This is a genomic window from Rummeliibacillus pycnus, from assembly GCF_044359855.1.
GTDB lineage: Bacteria > Bacillota > Bacilli > Bacillales_A > Planococcaceae > Rummeliibacillus > Rummeliibacillus pycnus_A.
This window is the reverse complement of sequence record NZ_CP132291.1, coordinates 706,638-723,749: the sequence shown is the minus strand read 5'-3', so window position 1 is coordinate 723,749 and position 17,112 is coordinate 706,638. Positions and strand designations below refer to the sequence as shown.

Below are 17,112 nucleotides of genomic sequence, written 5' to 3'. Positions count from 1 at the left end.
TAATAAGTATTACGTAAGAAATTGTACGAATGACTTCTGCAAAAAATATCAAGCTTATCTACTCCTTATGCTGAACTGTATGACTATTATCAATTTAATCCAAGCATACCCTAAATTTCTTAATATTCGTTCTTCTTCAGTTCAACTTTAACACATTTCATTCCGCTATGGCCCTTTTATGTAAAAAAAAGTAAATCCTTTAATTTGGAAATAAGCTCTATTCTGATGTAACTGGTTATTTTCACCAAGAGGAATGTATACAATTTCAGCTATTATGGTAAATATAACGATTGAATGAATAATGAAAACGGATAATCAATAATTTTAAACATCAAATTAATATTATTGATTTTTTTGGTTAAAAAATTTAATTTTATATTTTACATAATTAATTCTTTGTTATATAATCAAATCAATAAAAGGAAGGGATTTCATTATGGCTTATAAAGTAATCACAAATTGTCCTGTCTGCAGTAAAACATTGAAAATTACAAAGTTGCAGTGCTCTCATTGTCACACTACGATTGAAAATGAGTTTGAATTATCTAAGCTGGCATCCTTATCAAAGGATCAGCTTCATTTTGTGGAAGTATTTTTAACATGCAGAGGGAATATCAAAGAAGTTGAAAAGGAACTGGGGGTTTCGTATCCAACGGTTCGAGGCAAACTAACTGACATCATCTCATCCCTTGGCTATGTGCAGAAGAAGAAAAATGAAGTAGACGAGAAAAAAGTTGTCACCATGTTGGAAAATGGCGAAATTACACCAGAAGAAGCCATTAAGCTCTTAAAAGAGGAATAAGGAGGAATTTATCATGAATGAGGAAATTACAAGAGTATTAACAATGGTTCAAGAGGGGAAGATCGATGCAGATAAGGGATCTGAACTGATTCAAGTATTAAAAGAAAAAGAAGAAACAGGTAATGAGCAAAAATCGACTAAATATTTAGATAAAACATTAAAGATTCGTGTTGTCTCAGCCGAAAATGATAACGTCACGGTCAATTTGCCTATAAAACTTGTCAAGGTCGTATTATTGGCTGGACACAGCATCGCAGCGAGTGTTCCACAAGCGGAAAAATACGTTAAAGATATAGACATAGGCCTTATAATTGAAGCAATCGAAAACGAATTAGATGGCCAAATTGTTGATATTAGATCAGCAAACGGGGATACCGTTTCGGTCATCATTGATTAGTGATTTACTTATGATGTATGTAAAAGTGAAAGCAAAAGACGTTCGGTTTGCCATCCCAATTCCATATGCTATTTTAAACATTGCTGTTTCAATTTTGTCTTCAAAATTTTTTCAGCAAAATATAAACAAATGGACAAAAGAGCACTTCGAAAGAAAAAAACTGGACTTTACCTTTCCACTAATAGACAAAAAAACGCTAAAGCCTATCGTCAAGGAACTGAAGAATTATAAGGGAATCGTGCTAGTAGATGTCAAAGCTAAGGACGGTACTGAAGTTAAGGTTCGACTATAATTTATAATAGTATACACCGACACCAACCACTGACTGGCATTTTGAAGAAAAAGCCTAATTTCTCGCTTACAATACCGAGGAAATTGTAAAAAGACAATACAATAAAGCTCAAACAAGCATAACCCCGTTCTAAATTTAGGACGGGGTTAAACATATAGTTGTTTAATTTTTGATGTAAGATACTTCACTATCTAAAAAATATATCAATAAAATCGTTTGAAAATCTAAGTTATATTCAACAATAGCGCCCTATAATGGAATAACTAACACATGATCTCAATCTTAAAATCAATTAATTCTTCTTTCACTAAGGCACCCATTTAATTGAATTACACTTTTTCATATATATGATAATATACACTACAGGCCCATGATATTTGATTGCCTAGGGGCGATCAATCATTAGTTTTTCACTTATTGTTTTCTTCCACATTTATGACGACATTTCCTTTCTTGTGCCCTTTCTCCACATACCGATGAGCTTCCACGATCTCTTCAAACGCGTAGGACCTATCAATTACCACTTTTAACTCTCCCTTTTCAACAAGTTCTTTAAGGAAGTTTAATGCTTCGGGAGTTTCAGGGGCATTTTTACTCAAAAGCAGTTTCTTGCTACCTGTCAATTTAGTCCATAGCATTCGAATATCGGGTAACACTTCAGTGATATTTATATAGGTACCGCTCTTTCTTAAGGACTTCATACAAGCTGAGAACAAACTTTTGTTTACTGCTTCAAAAATCACATCATAAGTTTCTCCTGTACTTGAAAAATCTTCTACAGTGTAATCAATTACCTTATCGGCTCCTAGAGATTTTACCATTTCTAAATTTGAGGTACTGCATACCCCTGTAACATTTGCTCCTAGGAACTTTGCAATCTGTACTGCATAACTTCCTACACTTCCTGAAGCACCATAAACAAGGACCTTTTGTCCGCTCTGAATGTTAGCTTTTCTAAGAAAAAACAAGGCTGTACGTGCACCAATTGGAATGGCTGCAGCTTCCTCAAAAGTTATATTGTTAGGTTTAAGAGATACTGGGCCATCTTCTGGCAGACACTTATATTCGGCATAAGCACCAAACCCCATCAGAGATGCTGCGAAAACCGGATCACCTTCCTTAAATTTTTTTACCTTTGTCCCTACTGCTTCAACTTCTCCAGCTAACTCCATCCCTAAAATCTCTTTTTTGGGTTTTTTGAAACCAAGTGTGATTCGGGCAGGCAGCCAAAAAGCAGGAGGAACTGTAAAACTTCGTGACCGAATATCTGCTACTGTTACAGTCGTCGCTTTTACTTTTATCAAAATTTCATTTTCCTTGGGAACAGGTTTTGCAACTTCTTTCATTTGAAGAACATCGGGGGGACCGTATTTTGTGTATACAATTGCTTTCATATAAAATCCTCCGATTCGTATAATTCTTAATATCATATGAACTATACGAATAAAAAGAACATTTCACTATTCTAAAAACTGTACTTATTGCACGAACCTGCTTCTATAGTTTAAGTGTAAACCTTCACAATAACCATTTCGTATTTGATTTAGCTGGAGGGTTTATCATTTAGAAGTAATTACCTTTATGGATAATTCCTATTTAAAATTGAAATTATTAGTAATTTGTTGTATTGTATATCTAAAAGATATATATCTTTTAGATAGGATGAATCTAGTGAAAAATTATAATAATACGACATATGCAATTCTTGGAATACTAACTACTGACTGCAAATCTGGCTATTCAATCAAGCAATTAATTGATCAAAGTTTAAATCATTTCTGGAAAATAAGTTATGGTCAGATATATCCCACGTTAAAAATAATTGTTGAGGATGGATTAGCAACAGTAGAAACTTCATCACATGAGTCTAAACCAAATAGAAATGAGTATTACCTCACTTCTAAAGGGCAAGAAACTCTAAAGAATTGGTTAGAAAAACCAATTGAACAAATACCAATTGAGCGAAATGAAATTTTGCTCAAATTATTTTTTGGGAGTTCTCAATCCAATGAGGCTACAGTATTACAACTAACGTATTACAAACAGAAATTAGAAGCTCGTTATCAGACATATCTTAGCATTGAACAGGCTATTTCTATCAACAAAGATAACGATAAGGACGCAAGGTATTGGTTATTTACTTTAGATTACGGAAAACGAATAACTAAGGCTGCTATTGAGTGGTGTGAATCCACCCTTGAACAACTTTAAAATTGGGGGAATAGAATTGAATAAAAAGATTTATTCAGGGCGTTATACAACAGAGAATACTAATAATATTGTAGTTTTCATTATTGGTATGCGAATTAACAATCGACTTGCAATTCACAAATGGCTTCCTGTATTTAATGCAATGCCGGGAATGATTAAAGAACTTTATACTAACAAAGATGAATTAGGTTTTTTGTCCATGGAAAACTATTTTGGACTCAGAACAACAGTTATGATTCAATATTGGAGATCAACTGAAGACCTGCTAGCGTATGCTAAGAATGAGAAGCATTTATCTGCATGGAAAAATTTCAATAAAAAAGTAGGGAACAATGATGCAGTAGGAATTTATCACGAAACTTATGAAATAAAAATGGGGAATTATGAATCAGTTTATGGGAATATGCCACTATATGGCTTAGGAAAAGCTCTGAAACATATCCCGATTACTTCAGATCGTATCTCTGCTCGAAAACGACTTAATAACTCTAATATAAAAACAGTTAATCGTTCTAATAACTAATTAAAAAACTCAATAGATACTGTATTCACTTAATTATCAAATTCATATTTAAAAAAATCATTTTCGAACCGTTTATCGTAAACAACAGACGGAAATAGTTCAACTTCATACTTCATTAATCTGAGCAAATGAGAGGTATTTTATATAACGTTTTTAACAGCTCCTTCCTGTTCCTTTGAAACATTTATTAGATTAAGTGATCTTTTCAATTAGCATTGATGAATTAATTAAAGAAGATTCGTTGAAAGTTAAAATCATCAAAGAAGGAAAGATGGGGGAATAAAAAATGACAGATCAGTTCAAATGGTTATATGTAGTGAGTTCAATTTTAGTAGTATTTTGGCTTTTTGTACTTCCCTGGTCCAATCCATCAGCTCTTACATCAAGTATAATTAATCTCATAGCTGTTATTTACTTTGGAATTGTCATTAGCTACGTTAAAAATAACAAGAAAAAATTTTTAAATTAAAGTTTAAAACTAAAGATGACAGTAATTGGGTTGCTCAACAATATCTGATTGCTTTCGTCTTTTGTTTATTCCTAATTAATCACTATTTTGGATACTTAAATCTTTTTCAATTAAATGCCCCTTTAATGGAATAACGTAAATGAAATAGGGTTGCAAATTAGCTTATTTTCTTGAACTAATGATCTCTGTTCGTTGAGCTGTATAACCTAGAAAGTTGGCTTGTTTGTTAAAGTTAAAAAGACTTGGCAAGACGGAATCCAAGGTCATCTATACAAAATGACGGATGGCTACGACGACTACACGAAGCTCCACAACCTCTGGCCTCTTCAGCCCAGCTACCACCTCGAAAAATTCGATAGGAGCCGTACACTTGTTCATCATATAAATCCCAACACCACTCCCAAACATTTCCTAACATATCATACAGACCCCATACATTCGGTTCCTTTCTTCCTACTTCATGGATTTTGCCTCCGGAATTTTCATTATACCAAGCAATTTTATCAAGCTCTCCGTATCTATAACCAGTAGTCCCTGCTTTACATGCATATTGCCACTCTGCTTCTGAAGGAAGTCGATAGCCGTCTGATTCCCAATCACAAACAATGTTTTCACCATCATTACTTATCGAATAACATTCTTTCAGCCCTGCTTTCTGTGAAAGTAGATTACAAAAAGTAATTGCATCATTCCAAGAAATATTCACAACCGGTTTTAGATCTCTGTCAAAAGAATTAGGTGATTTATTTGTAATAGCATTGTATAGACCCATTGTGACAGAATATCTGGCAAGAAGAAACGGTCTTATTTCAGCTTTCCATTTGTTTTTTATTCTATCGTCTCTTAATTCTATTTCTCCTCCTGGAATTTTTACCATTGGATAGTCAATGTAACTCTTTGTTTCATTTGACACTCAACTTTCCTCCTATTGAATTTGATATTACAAATCTCGCCTATCAAGTCTATTTTCTATTTCTATCAAAATTCTGATAATTCAATAAAAACACATCTATAGTAACTGTTCATGTAAATTCTGAATTGTTAAACTATTAATAACTTCCAAGAATACACTTGAAACTAATTCTTTCAGGAGGGATACAGATGGAGCAAAAGTTACATTTAATTCCGTATGAAGTGAATGCAGTTGTCGAATCAGTGTCTGAGGTGCCAAAAGGGATTGAGCTTATTGCAGCTCCAAAAATTTGGGAGAAATCAAAAGGGAAGGGAATCACTGTTGCGATATTGGACACAGGTTGTGATGTCACCCATCCTGATTTGAGTGAGCGTATTATCGGCGGACGGAATTTCACTGGTGATGATAAAGGAAATCCTGATGTTTACACCGATTATAATGGCCATGGAACCCATGTGGCTGGCACAATTGCTGCCACTCATAATGGTACAGGAGTAGTTGGTGTTGCACCTGAGGCAAGTTTATTGATTTTAAAGGTGCTTGATAGAAATGGATCAGGGCAATACGACTGGATTATAAATGGAATTAACTATGCAGTTGAACAAAAGGTGGATATCATATCAATGAGCCTAGGCGGTTCTAAGGATGTATTTGAGTTGCACCAAGCTATTCAAAATGCAATCGCTAAGCAAATTCTAGTAGTTTGTGCTGCTGGAAATGAGGGAGATGGACAGAGTACTTCAGATGAATTATCCTATCCTGCCTGCTACAATGAAGTCATCAGTGTCGGATCAGTTAATCTGCAACACCTTTCTTCTAGATTTTCAAATTCGAATAATGAAATCGACTTAGTAGCCCCTGGTGAAGAAATACTTTCAACGTATTTAAAAGGAAATTATGCAAAACTAAGCGGTACTTCGATGGCAACACCGCATATATCCGGTGCACTTGCACTCATAAAAGATATTGCCACCAAAAACTTTGAGCGAAATCTGACAGAGGATGAACTATATGCACAATTAATAAAGAAGACGATTCCTTTAGGAAACTCGCCAAAACTCGAAGGCAACGGTTTGCTGTACTTACCATTAGAGGATTACTTATCGGAAGTGTTCGACCAAATATTATCTGCACAGGCGTTGGAAATATAATGGAACGGCTAGAATTGCTAAATTATGAATGGGAATCGGCCAAATTAGACTTTTTATACTATAAGGAAAATAGACCCTATTATGACGAAAAGAAAGATAAGGAAGTCAGGAATCAATACTATCAGAGCATTTCATTCACGGATGCTAATATTTCAGACAGCCTTCACTCATTACTTGAAAAAACACATACAGATCAGTTAAAATACAGCCCGCACCGTTATGTGTACCCTTGGGTTGATTTGCAGGGAAACGGTTCATTAAAAAGCCTTTATTCTGGAAATGGAATGGATCCACTTTCTGTCATAGAGGAGGACGTTCGGCTTCATGAAATGCAGGCAAAAGGGTTAATCAGCATCTCTTCGGATGATCTATTTAACTGTGAACATGTAGTGCCTCAATCATGGTTCGATAAAAAAGAACCGATGAGAGGAGACTTACATCATCTATTTGCCTGCGAACCCACCTGTAATAGCAGTCGCAGCAACTATCCTTACTACGACTTCCACGATTATGTCCCTGAAGGATGGATTTTAGGAATCAAAGATAGCTGCGGCAAGGCTGAAGAAAGTAAGTTCGAACCAGAGTATGGCAAAGGTATCGTTGCCAGAGCAACACTCTATTTCCTAATTCGCTATCCAAACACAATAAAAAAAGAACTAGAGAATGTCTCCTTATTGCTAAATTGGCATCAAACATTTCCGGTATCCATCTATGAAAAGCATCGCAACCTAGCTATCCATGAACTTCAAGGCAATCGGAACCCATTTATTGATTTTCCAGAGATGGCAGAAAGTATCGTAACCATGTAAACTGAAACTTCCATCAGTGGGGGTTTTCTTCATTCTCACTGATGGATATTCTTCAATTGAAATGATAAAGATACCTGGAATAATGTGTGTGAATACAATAAGGCTTTACATTTCTCTTTTTTGTTTTAAATCACGGGATATCTTTTTTGGTTGATTAAAGGGTACCCACCAGTTGAGATTTCCTAATAAATGCATAGAGGCAGGAACAATGATAGTTCTTACAATTAGTGCATCAATAAAAATTGCTATGGCTAACCCCACTCCGATCTCTTGTACAAATCGAAAGTCTGCAAATATAAACACCCCGAACACAACGATCATTATGGAAGCGGCTCCGTTAATCATGCCCATGGTAGATATAACCCCATTTATGATAGATGATTGGTTATTTTGTGTTTTTTCATACTCTTCTTTAATTCTGGATACGATAATTACCTCATAATCAATACTTAATCCAAATAAAATAGCAAATAATAATACTGGAGTTCCAACATTAAGTGCTTGAGCATTAGTATTAACCCAATTGCCCGACTGGTACATATAAACTAATATACCTAATGTGCTTAAAGTAACCAATCCATTTAATAAAACAGCTTTTATTGGTAGAATGATTGAACGAAATGCAAAGAATAATACTATTAACGTCATTATCACAATAATTGAAATGATAGACGGTATACTTTTTATAATTTGTTGGTCAAAATCTAAGCCAGTAGCAGTTTCACCGGTCACTTTTGCAGTAAAAGGTTTTTCTAAATTATGATGAATGATGGAACGGATTTGTTTTACAAGGTCTCTAGTTTTTTCGGAACTAGGTCCGTCCTTAGGAATAACATATAATATAGTTTGTTGTTTGTCTCTACTCAAAAAGCTTTGAACTTGTTGCTGAATCTCCAGAGGTAGATTGTCACTTTCTAAAGAAATCATGTTGCCTTGAGTTTTATTTATGAGAGACTCTAAACTTAATACTTCCTGAACATTTTCATGCTTTTCGATTTTATTAGCTAATTCATTAATTTGATTGAGTGATTTTGTATCTAATATAGAATTTGTCTTATTAGTAAGTAATATTTTTATGGGGAAAATTTTACCTGAACCTAAATGGTCACTTAATATTTCCATTCCAATCCGCGAGTCGCTGTCTTCTGGTAATTCTTCAAAAGCTGCTACAGGGAGATGCATCTGTAGTTTTAGTGCAGGAAAGGAGACAGCAATAAGAATTAATAGAAAGGTTCCAATTAATAAAATTGGTTTTTTCAAAATTATTTGAATGACTGAATGCCAAAAACGATTTATTTTATTACTTTTAATAATAGCAGGAATTTTAAATGAATTAACTCTATGTCCAAGTAGTACTAACAGTGCAGGTAGTAAGGTCATAGCAGATAAGATGGACACAAACAAGACAATAAGTCCGCCAAGCGAAATTGATGTGAAAAATGTCGTATTGGTTGAAAATAAAGACGCTAGTGAGACCATTACCGTTAGACCTGCAAAAAATACTGACCTTCCCGCTGATTTCATACTGTGAATGATTGCTTCTTTAATATCATTGGTAGTCTGTAATTCTTCACGAAACCTTTGAGTAATGAATAATGCATAATCTATGGAAACACCTAACCCTAACATAGTAACTATGTTAGTTAGAAACATAGAGAGATTGAATTGTAACGATATGAAAAAAATGATACTCATTGTAATCATGATTGAAAATACACCAATCAAAATAGGTAAGAAGGAGGCAATCAATGAGCGAAAGACAAATAGTAATAGTATAAACACGATAGGAAGGCCAATGATTTCAACCATTTGAACATTTTTTTTGCTCACTTCATTCATATCGTTTAAAATAGCTGCTCCACCTGTGATATGAATATTAACCCCTTTTTTTATTGAATTTTCATTTGAGAGATCTGTTTTTAAAGTCCGAACATATTCTTCAGCTTCTTTTGATGAGGCGTTCATATATATATTGATGAACATACGTTTATTTTTCTTGTCTACCAAATTTGGATCTGCAGAATTTAAAATGCTTGTAGTTTTCTCTACCATTTTATTTTGTTTGATTTGCTGTTCAACTTTCTTTACTTCACTTACAAATTCTGGATCAGATGTATTTTTATTGGGATAATCTAAAACAACGATTATGTTTTGCGAATAATTACCATCGAAATTTGTTTTAATTTGATTATTTGCCATGATCGATTCACTATTTGGTGATGCTAGGGTTTCGCCACTAAGATGATTATTTAGTTGTGGACCAAAACAGAGAGAGAGTAAAAATAAAACAATCCATGTAAATAGTATTGCTTTGGGGTATGAAACTGCTAATCTACCTAATTTCTCGAACATAATTATTCCCCTAACTTCATATGATTTTTATTGATTTAAAACTGTATCAAATACATCATCTTGAATGAAAGGTTAATTGATGAGTTGAGTTTGGTCTTAGTCCCAATAGCTGATGGTTCATCTAATTCTTTGAGACTTTTTGAAACCGAATCTCAACTACAAAAGACGAAATCAGTAAATTTCATCTTAAAAGCAAACAAAAAACTGAACGATGGTGAGTTATGAATAAATTATGTTACAAAAAATGAATAATCATTTTTAAAGTTAATAGCAGGAATCAACTGATAAAAGACATTCTGTTCGTACACTTAGCACTTATACCAGTAAAAGATTAGTTAGAATCTGTCGAAAAGGAGTAATGTAAGGGAGAGAAGCGAAAAACTGCTTACTTCTTTTTTAAGCACTAAAAGTTTATGATGAACGTAGCGACATAAGAACAAGGGCAATTAGAAAGGAAGTTTTAAAATGGTCCCATCATTATTCATAGGACACGGTTCACCATACTTAGCAGTTACTCAAAATGATTATTCAGAATTTCTGAAAGAATTAGGTAAACGTATTAGACCTAAAGCAATTGTAATTTTTAGTGCTCACTGGGAGAGTCAAACATTATCGTTAACTTATACAGATGATATTTTAGATACAGTGTATGACTACTATGGCTTCCCTGAGGAAATGTACCAAATCAAATATCCTGCAAAAGGATCGAAAGTTGTAGCAGAAATATTGGAAGATCGCTTTAAAAAAGCGGAAATACCATCTCAACGTGAAGAAGTCCGAGGTTTAGATCACGGTGTATGGGTCGCACTAAAGCATATGTATCCAGAAGCAGATATTCCAGTAGTTGAGCTATCAGTCAATCCATTCTTGTCACCCAAAGAGCAATTTAAAATTGGAGAAGCATTAAAAGGACTTGGTGAGGAAGATATTTTAGTAATTGGTAGTGGTACAACTGTACACAACTTCAGTTGGTTCTTCCCAAATGCTACAAGCCCAGTGAAAGAAGCAGTAGATTTTGATAATTGGATATTTGAACATGTACAAAAAGGGGAAATAGATACGTTAGATCAATATCGTTCACTTGCTCCAAACGCAACTCTTGCAGTGCCTAGACCTGAACATTTTGTTCCATTATTTATCGCAATGGGTAGTGCAAGTGACAAAGCAACAAATCCAAAAAAGATTAACCAAACCTATGAATTTGGAACAATGAGTAATATGTGTATCGAGTGGTAACAGTAGGAATAATCACATAATAGGGTGATTTGTAATATTATTATTTTTTAATTAGTACATTACTTATAAATAGTGGTGTACTTTTTTGTTTTATAAGAAAGAAATTATAGGACCTGAAAGTGAATTAAATAATAAGAAATGTCTTTTCAACTAAAAGGTGTTTTAAAGAAGGATAAAAAATAATTCGGTTAAGAACTTTTTAGCAAAATAATAATAGGGGGGATTTTTAATTTAAGATTTTGATTTGAGTTTTCGAGCTTAAGTGGATTTTTATTACTAGAATTATTTTTCTATTTTTTTATGGATTGTACTGTTCAGTGAAATGAATAAAGGGGGTATATTTTGAATATGAAAATTTCTGAAATTAAGAGACAATCTTTAGAATCGTTAAAAGGAAGTTGGGGGCTAGGTGTATTACTTTCTTTCATCATGTTTATAATTTATTATATTTTCCCCTCTATTGTTGAAATTATTTTAAGTGGTGGGTTTAACCAAGGTGAAAAATCAACAGGAGTAAAGGTTGTAAATTTAATCATTTCTATTTTACAAATTCCTTTTTCTATTGGAGTATATTGGTTCTATTTATCCTTAGTACGGAAAAACAATCCTCAGATTTCTAATGTATTTTCAGTCTATAAAGATGGAAAAACGTCAATAAAATTAATTGGAGCAAGTATATTACAAGGGATTTTTATTTTTTTATGGTCTTTGTTATTAATTATTCCGGGAATAATAAAAAGCATAGCTTACTCACAAACATTTTACTTATTACGTGATCATCCTGAATATACTATTCTTGAAGCAATAACAGAGAGTAGAAGAAGAATGGATGGGCTTAAATGGAAATATTTTTTGCTGGGACTTAGTTTTATTGGGTGGGGTATTCTTTGTGTATTTACTTTAGGAATAGGACTTTTGTGGCTAGTTCCTTATGTCTCAACAGCAATGGCTACATTTTATAATGAAGTGATTTATAGTCAGGACGCCGATACAAGTGATAAAGCAACTATTATAAAATAGTTTTTCTTCTTACATTAAAACTGTAAGTATTAAAAGCTAAGCATTCTTATTTTATAAACAATGATATCAATTTAGCCTTTTTTTCATACTATATATTTGAGGTGAAAAAATGCCAAGAGCAAATTACCGAAGTTCAGACGTTGACTTAATGGCCAGGATGATGAGAGCAGAAGCAGAAGGTGAAGGCAACATGGGAATGTTGTTTGTTGGAAATGTAATTGTTAATCGTCTAGTAGCAAATTGTTTAGACTTTGTAGATTTAAGAACAATTGAAGATGTCATCTTTCAGGTACAAGGAGGAAATTATTCTTTTGAAGCTGTTCAAAAAGGGAATTCATTTTATCAGAGGGCGAGAGAGAATGAAAGAAAATTAGCAAAACAAAACTTGAATTATTGGAGACAACACCCAGCAAAATATGCACTTTGGTATTTCAATCCATATGCTCCATGCCCTCCAACATGGTACGGTCAACCATTTACTGGTCAATTTAAAAACCATTGTTTTTATGAGCCAGCACCTGATACATGTGACGGAGTTTATGCGTAGCTAACAATAATTATTCGATGCAATTCTTGTAGGGATATTCCTTTATTTTGCCTTATGCTTTTCTATTACTATTAGCGATGGGAATTGATGAACAATAAAATCTTTTGATGGCTAAAAGGGGCGTTGATCTAAGGAGGATTAACGTTCTTTTTGTTGAACTTATTGTATTAACGTATCAAGTTAGTTGAATAAATGTATTACCAAAAAATTAGAGAATACTGTATTCATAAGGGGTGTTTGATTTGAATGATCGACAAGAAACTCCAGAAGAAAAAAGAGAGAGATTAAGACAAAAGGAAATTAAAAAAAATCCAACAGGTGCATTAAAAGAGGAATTTAATAGAGTTGGAAATGGTAATTTTGCAGACCTTGGTGATTTGGGGTGGAAAGAAACAGGAATACTAATTATTTTTTTAATAGTTGGATATGTTGTATATAAACTGTTTTTCTAAAGAATTTTTATTTCTTAATTGATTGTATCGTCTTGCTGATACCACACAAATACATAAAAAGAATAGCTTTTATTCTTTCATCTTCTTGTACTAATATTTTTAAGTCAAATTTACATCTAACAACGCATATTTTAATGTAAATATTTTCTCTTTAAACAAAAAAATAACTTTTAAATGACAAAAATATCTGAATATTGTAAAATATATCTAATTCCATTTTGCTAAGGGGTGTTTAGGGATGAATGTACCATTAATACTTACAGATTTTTTAGACAGAGCTGTAGAATTATATGGAGACAAAAAAGCTATTTTTGATGAAAAGAGAGCATTTACATATGGTGAAATAAACGGACGTGTAAATCAGCTGTCTCGGGGTCTACAATCCTTTGGAGTGAAAAAAGAGGATAAAGTAGCTTACTTGGCATCAAATACGATTGAGATGTATGAAGGATTTTACGGCATTTATCAATTAGGAGCTATAATGGTTCCTCTTAATATTCGCTTAAAGCCAGAAGATTACTTATTTATCTTAAATCATAGTGAATCTAAGATTTTACTAGTAGATCAAGATTTATATCATTTAATCGTACCAATAAAAGAGAAATTAGAAACAGTTGAACAAATTATTATCCATTATAAAGATGATACAACACCAGAATTAGGCTATGATGACTGGCTTGCAACTTTTGATAATAGTGAGTTTAATCGAGTTGAATTAGAAGAAGATGAAATATGTAGCCTATTGTATACAAGTGGCACAACAGGTGATCCAAAAGGTGTTATGTTAACACACCGAAACAATTATCTTCACGCATTAACTTCTATGCATCACTTACGTGTAACAGATGAAGATGTTCTTTTACATGTTTTACCTATGTTCCATGTAAACGGTTGGGGTTCACCATTTTACTATACTGCAAATGGTTCAACACAAGTTTTCTTAAGAAAAGCTACACCAGAAGCCATATTCCAAGCAATTCATAAGCACAATGTCAGTATAGTTCATATGGCACCAACTGTTCTGAATTCATTGATTCAATATTATGATGAGCAAATACCAGCGCTATCAGATGGACTCCGTGTAGTCATTGCTGGATCAGCGCCACCACAAGCATTTATCGAAAAAGTAGAAACAGAGATTGGTTGGGAGTTTGTACAAGTATACGGAATGACGGAATCATCACCACTAAGTACGATTTCACGTATTCGTCCACAATATCAAGATTTACCTGATCAAGAAAAATATCGCTTAAAAGCAAAAGCGGGCAATGCAATGATTGGAACGAAAGTGAAAATTGTGGATGAATTAGGCGATGAAGTACCACATGATGGGGTATCAGTTGGTGAAGTCATCGTCAGAGGTAACGGTGTGATGAAAGGCTATTGGAAAAACGAACAAGCAACAATGGCTGCGATAAAAGATGGATGGCTACACACAGGGGATGTAGGGTCGATTGATGAAAAAGGATATTTAGCGATTACAGACCGTAAAAAAGACATCATTATCAGTGGTGGAGAAAATATTTCTTCTATTGAAGTAGAAGGGGTATTATACGAACATCCAGATATTTTAGAAGCAGCTGTTATTGCTGTCCCGCACGAAAAATGGGGAGAAACACCTCATGCATATGTTGTATTACGTGAAAATGCAACATTGACGGAGCAAGAAGTGATTGATTTCTCTCGTTCGAAGTTAGCTCATTTTAAAGCAATTACAGGTGTTACTTTTATCGATGAATTACCAAAAACGGCTTCTGGGAAAATCCAAAAAGTGCATTTAAGAAAAGACTACGTGGAAAGTGTATAAAATATATTTGATAATGAGAGCTTTCTCAAAAAAGATCAGCGAATAAATTTCGTTGGTCTTTTTTTATCCAATTGAACAAATGATTTATATAATTTGCTATATCATTTCACAACGCGATTTTGTAAAAAATGGGGTAAAACAAACATCATTATGCGAAATAGTTGCTATGAGGAAAACAAATTTTTTTGTTCAGAGCTGATAGTTTGTGGTATAACATTAAAAAGCATATGGAAGGGGTAAAAGAATGGATAACACTATAGCAAGTAAAAAAGAGAGAATTTTAAGCTCACAACATAAAAGAAAAGCAGATTTTATATTGAGAAACGCACAAATTGCAGATGTTTTTAATCTTCAATGGAGAAAAGCAGATATTATCGTAACTGGTGGTATGATTGTTGCGATTGATGAAGATGGGATTTTTGAAGCAGAGCATGAGGAAGATGCAAACGGAGGTTATGTCATTCCTGGTTTAATAGATGGGCATATTCATATCGAATCCTCTATGTTACCTCCCTCTGAGTTTAGTAAAATTTTATTGCCTCATGGTATTACAACAGTAGTTACAGATCCACATGAAATAGCAAATGTAGCAGGTACTGAAGGCATTCAATTTATGCTAAAAGATGCGAAGAATGCTGAAATGGATATCCATGTCATGTTACCTTCAAGTGTTCCAGCCACATCTTTTGAAAATGCCGGTGCCACACTTAAGGCCCATGATTTAGCCCCTCTATTAACTGATTCCAATGTCTTAGGATTAGCAGAAGTAATGGACTTTCCTTCAGTGTTAAATGGTGAATCTGATATGCTCATGAAAATTGCTCAAACTGAAGTGAATAAAAGTGTTATTGATGGGCATGGTGCAGGTTTAACTGCTAGTCAAATCCGTGGATATAGAGTTGCAGGTATTGAAACAGATCATGAATGTGTCACAGCGGATGAAGCAAGAATTCGGATACAGCAAGGGATGTATGTCCTTATTCGTGAAGGATCAGCTGCAAAAAATTTACGTGACGTATTACCAGCAGTGAATTCTGCCAATGCAAGACGATTTTTATTCTGCACAGATGACAAACATTTGGATGAATTAATTGAGGAGGGGAGTATAAATCATTCAATCGCCTTAGCTGTAGAAGAGGGAATGGAACCACTTCAAGCAATCCAACTGGCTACACTTAATGCTGCAGAATGTTATCGATTGAATCAAAAAGGTGCCCTTGCAGAAGGCTATATGGCAGATTTTATATTACTTGATGATGTAACAACTTGTAACCCTCAAGCTGTTTGGAAGAATGGGAAAAAAGTTGTCGACAATGGTCAATTGCTTCAAAGTAAACTAGAAACTGTGCCTGTACCTTCTTCTATTTTACAATCAGTTCATATTCCAAAGCTGACATCACAGGATTTGGGTATTGCATTTAAAAACGGTAATCTAGCAAATATCATCGAAATCGAACCCAATCAACTAATTACTCATAAAAAGGTAGCAAAAGTCCAAGTAGAAAATGAAATGTTTGTTCCTTCAATAAAAGATGATTATTTAAAATTAGCTGTCATCGAACGACATCACAATCTTGGTAATATAGGACTTGGTATTGTACATGGCTTTGGCCTTCAAAAAGGAGCGGTCGCAACAACTGTAGCACACGATTCTCATAATGCTCTAGTTTGCGGAACAAATGATGAGGATATGCTCCTAGCTCTTGATACTTTACAAAAGATGCAAGGGGGCTATGTAGTAGTCGCGGATGGGGAAGTACTAAGTGCATTACCTCTAACTATTGCAGGACTCATGACAAATATAAAAGCGGAAGAAGCAGCTAAACAATTGCATGGTTTACATAGTGCTTTGTTACAACTAAATCCGGATCTAAACTTCCATCTTTTCTTAACATTATCATTTATTGCACTACCTGTGATTCCACACATCAAGCTGACAGATACGGGATTGTTTGATGTTACAAACTTTAAACATATTCCAATTGAAGCAGATGAAAGTGAATGACCGGTTCTTTAGATAGAGAGTATATTTATTAAAATAAATTTTTTTCAATATGAATTTAAAGCTGAACTCTGTGTTTTATGGGGTTCAGCTTTTAAATATTCAGATTTATTTTTGTTCTAATTATGG

17 protein-coding genes are annotated in these 17,112 nt (G+C 33.8%); 14 read left to right on the top strand and 3 right to left on the bottom strand.

The window, feature by feature from the left end:
* Positions 1 to 436: 436 nt before the first annotated feature.
* The 3 genes from Q8X41_RS03495 to Q8X41_RS03485 are packed head-to-tail and all read left to right on the top strand — an operon-like array spanning position 437 to position 1,491.
* Positions 437 to 802: a DUF2089 domain-containing protein gene (locus Q8X41_RS03495; protein WP_397538875.1), complete on the top strand. Its 366-nt coding sequence runs from the start codon at positions 437 to 439 to the stop codon at positions 800 to 802.
* 13 nt (positions 803 to 815) lie between these two features.
* Positions 816 to 1,199: an SHOCT-like domain-containing protein gene (locus tag Q8X41_RS03490; RefSeq protein ID WP_397538874.1), complete on the top strand. Its 384-nt coding sequence runs from the start codon at positions 816 to 818 to the stop codon at positions 1,197 to 1,199.
* A gap of 10 nt (positions 1,200 to 1,209) precedes the next feature.
* On the top strand, positions 1,210 to 1,491 hold the full coding sequence (locus tag Q8X41_RS03485; RefSeq protein ID WP_397538873.1) for a hypothetical protein: 282 nt from the start codon (positions 1,210 to 1,212) through the stop codon (positions 1,489 to 1,491).
* A gap of 410 nt (positions 1,492 to 1,901) precedes the next feature.
* On the opposite strand, the gene Q8X41_RS03480 is transcribed toward Q8X41_RS03485, so the two are convergent.
* Positions 1,902 to 2,885: an NAD(P)-dependent alcohol dehydrogenase gene (locus Q8X41_RS03480; protein WP_397538872.1), complete on the bottom strand. Its 984-nt coding sequence runs from the start codon at positions 2,883 to 2,885 to the stop codon at positions 1,902 to 1,904.
* A 277-nt stretch (positions 2,886 to 3,162) separates the two neighbouring features.
* Between Q8X41_RS03480 and Q8X41_RS03475 the strand changes: the two genes are divergently transcribed.
* The 3 genes from Q8X41_RS03475 to Q8X41_RS03465 all read left to right on the top strand — a co-directional run bounded on the left by Q8X41_RS03475 (position 3,163) and on the right by Q8X41_RS03465 (position 4,694).
* Positions 3,163 to 3,702 (top strand): PadR family transcriptional regulator, encoded by a 540-nt coding sequence (locus Q8X41_RS03475; protein WP_397538871.1) that lies wholly within the window; start codon positions 3,163 to 3,165, stop codon positions 3,700 to 3,702.
* A gap of 16 nt (positions 3,703 to 3,718) precedes the next feature.
* Entirely contained in the window at positions 3,719 to 4,225 is a 507-nt protein-coding gene (locus tag Q8X41_RS03470) for a DUF4188 domain-containing protein (protein WP_397538870.1), read from the top strand.
* A 286-nt stretch (positions 4,226 to 4,511) separates the two neighbouring features.
* Positions 4,512 to 4,694, top strand: a complete 183-nt coding sequence (locus Q8X41_RS03465; RefSeq protein ID WP_397538869.1) for a hypothetical protein — start codon at positions 4,512 to 4,514, stop codon at positions 4,692 to 4,694.
* A gap of 232 nt (positions 4,695 to 4,926) precedes the next feature.
* Here Q8X41_RS03465 and Q8X41_RS03460 read toward each other — a convergent pair whose 3' ends face one another.
* The gene (locus tag Q8X41_RS03460) at positions 4,927 to 5,571 is read right to left on the bottom strand and encodes a formylglycine-generating enzyme family protein (RefSeq protein WP_397540194.1); all 645 of its coding nucleotides are present in this window, start codon (positions 5,569 to 5,571) and stop codon (positions 4,927 to 4,929) included.
* Between the two features lie 224 nt (positions 5,572 to 5,795).
* Here Q8X41_RS03460 and Q8X41_RS03455 point away from each other — a divergent pair, with 224 nt between their 5' ends.
* Both Q8X41_RS03455 and Q8X41_RS03450 read left to right on the top strand, forming a co-directional pair.
* The gene (locus Q8X41_RS03455) at positions 5,796 to 6,758 is read left to right on the top strand and encodes a S8 family peptidase (RefSeq protein ID WP_397538868.1); all 963 of its coding nucleotides are present in this window, start codon (positions 5,796 to 5,798) and stop codon (positions 6,756 to 6,758) included.
* Entirely contained in the window at positions 6,758 to 7,567 is an 810-nt protein-coding gene (locus tag Q8X41_RS03450) for an endonuclease I family protein (RefSeq protein WP_397538867.1), read from the top strand. Before Q8X41_RS03455 ends, Q8X41_RS03450 begins: the two co-directional genes overlap by 1 nt.
* Before the next feature lie 105 nt (positions 7,568 to 7,672).
* Here Q8X41_RS03450 and Q8X41_RS03445 read toward each other — a convergent pair whose 3' ends face one another.
* Positions 7,673 to 9,919, bottom strand: a complete 2,247-nt coding sequence (locus Q8X41_RS03445) for an MMPL family transporter (protein WP_397538866.1) — start codon at positions 9,917 to 9,919, stop codon at positions 7,673 to 7,675.
* Positions 9,920 to 10,384: 465 nt separating this feature from the next.
* Between Q8X41_RS03445 and Q8X41_RS03440 the strand changes: the two genes are divergently transcribed.
* From Q8X41_RS03440 to ade, 6 genes are all read left to right on the top strand, one after another.
* Positions 10,385 to 11,155, top strand: a complete 771-nt coding sequence (locus Q8X41_RS03440; RefSeq protein WP_397538865.1) for a DODA-type extradiol aromatic ring-opening family dioxygenase — start codon at positions 10,385 to 10,387, stop codon at positions 11,153 to 11,155.
* A 348-nt stretch (positions 11,156 to 11,503) separates the two neighbouring features.
* Complete coding sequence (locus tag Q8X41_RS03435) at positions 11,504 to 12,175, top strand: DUF975 family protein (RefSeq protein ID WP_397540193.1); 672 nt, start codon at positions 11,504 to 11,506, stop codon at positions 12,173 to 12,175.
* 109 nt (positions 12,176 to 12,284) lie between these two features.
* Positions 12,285 to 12,722, top strand: coding sequence for a cell wall hydrolase (locus Q8X41_RS03430; protein ID WP_397538864.1), 438 nt, complete (start codon positions 12,285 to 12,287; stop codon positions 12,720 to 12,722).
* Positions 12,723 to 12,964: 242 nt separating this feature from the next.
* Positions 12,965 to 13,174, top strand: a complete 210-nt coding sequence (locus Q8X41_RS03425) for a DUF6366 family protein (RefSeq protein WP_397538863.1) — start codon at positions 12,965 to 12,967, stop codon at positions 13,172 to 13,174.
* 238 nt (positions 13,175 to 13,412) lie between these two features.
* Positions 13,413 to 14,981 carry a long-chain-fatty-acid--CoA ligase gene (locus Q8X41_RS03420; RefSeq protein ID WP_397538862.1) on the top strand — a complete coding sequence of 523 codons (1,569 nt, stop codon included), beginning with the start codon at positions 13,413 to 13,415 and terminating at the stop codon, positions 14,979 to 14,981.
* A 244-nt stretch (positions 14,982 to 15,225) separates the two neighbouring features.
* On the top strand, positions 15,226 to 16,986 hold the full coding sequence (gene ade, locus Q8X41_RS03415; RefSeq protein ID WP_397538861.1) for an adenine deaminase: 1,761 nt from the start codon (positions 15,226 to 15,228) through the stop codon (positions 16,984 to 16,986).
* Positions 16,987 to 17,112 lie beyond the last annotated feature (126 nt).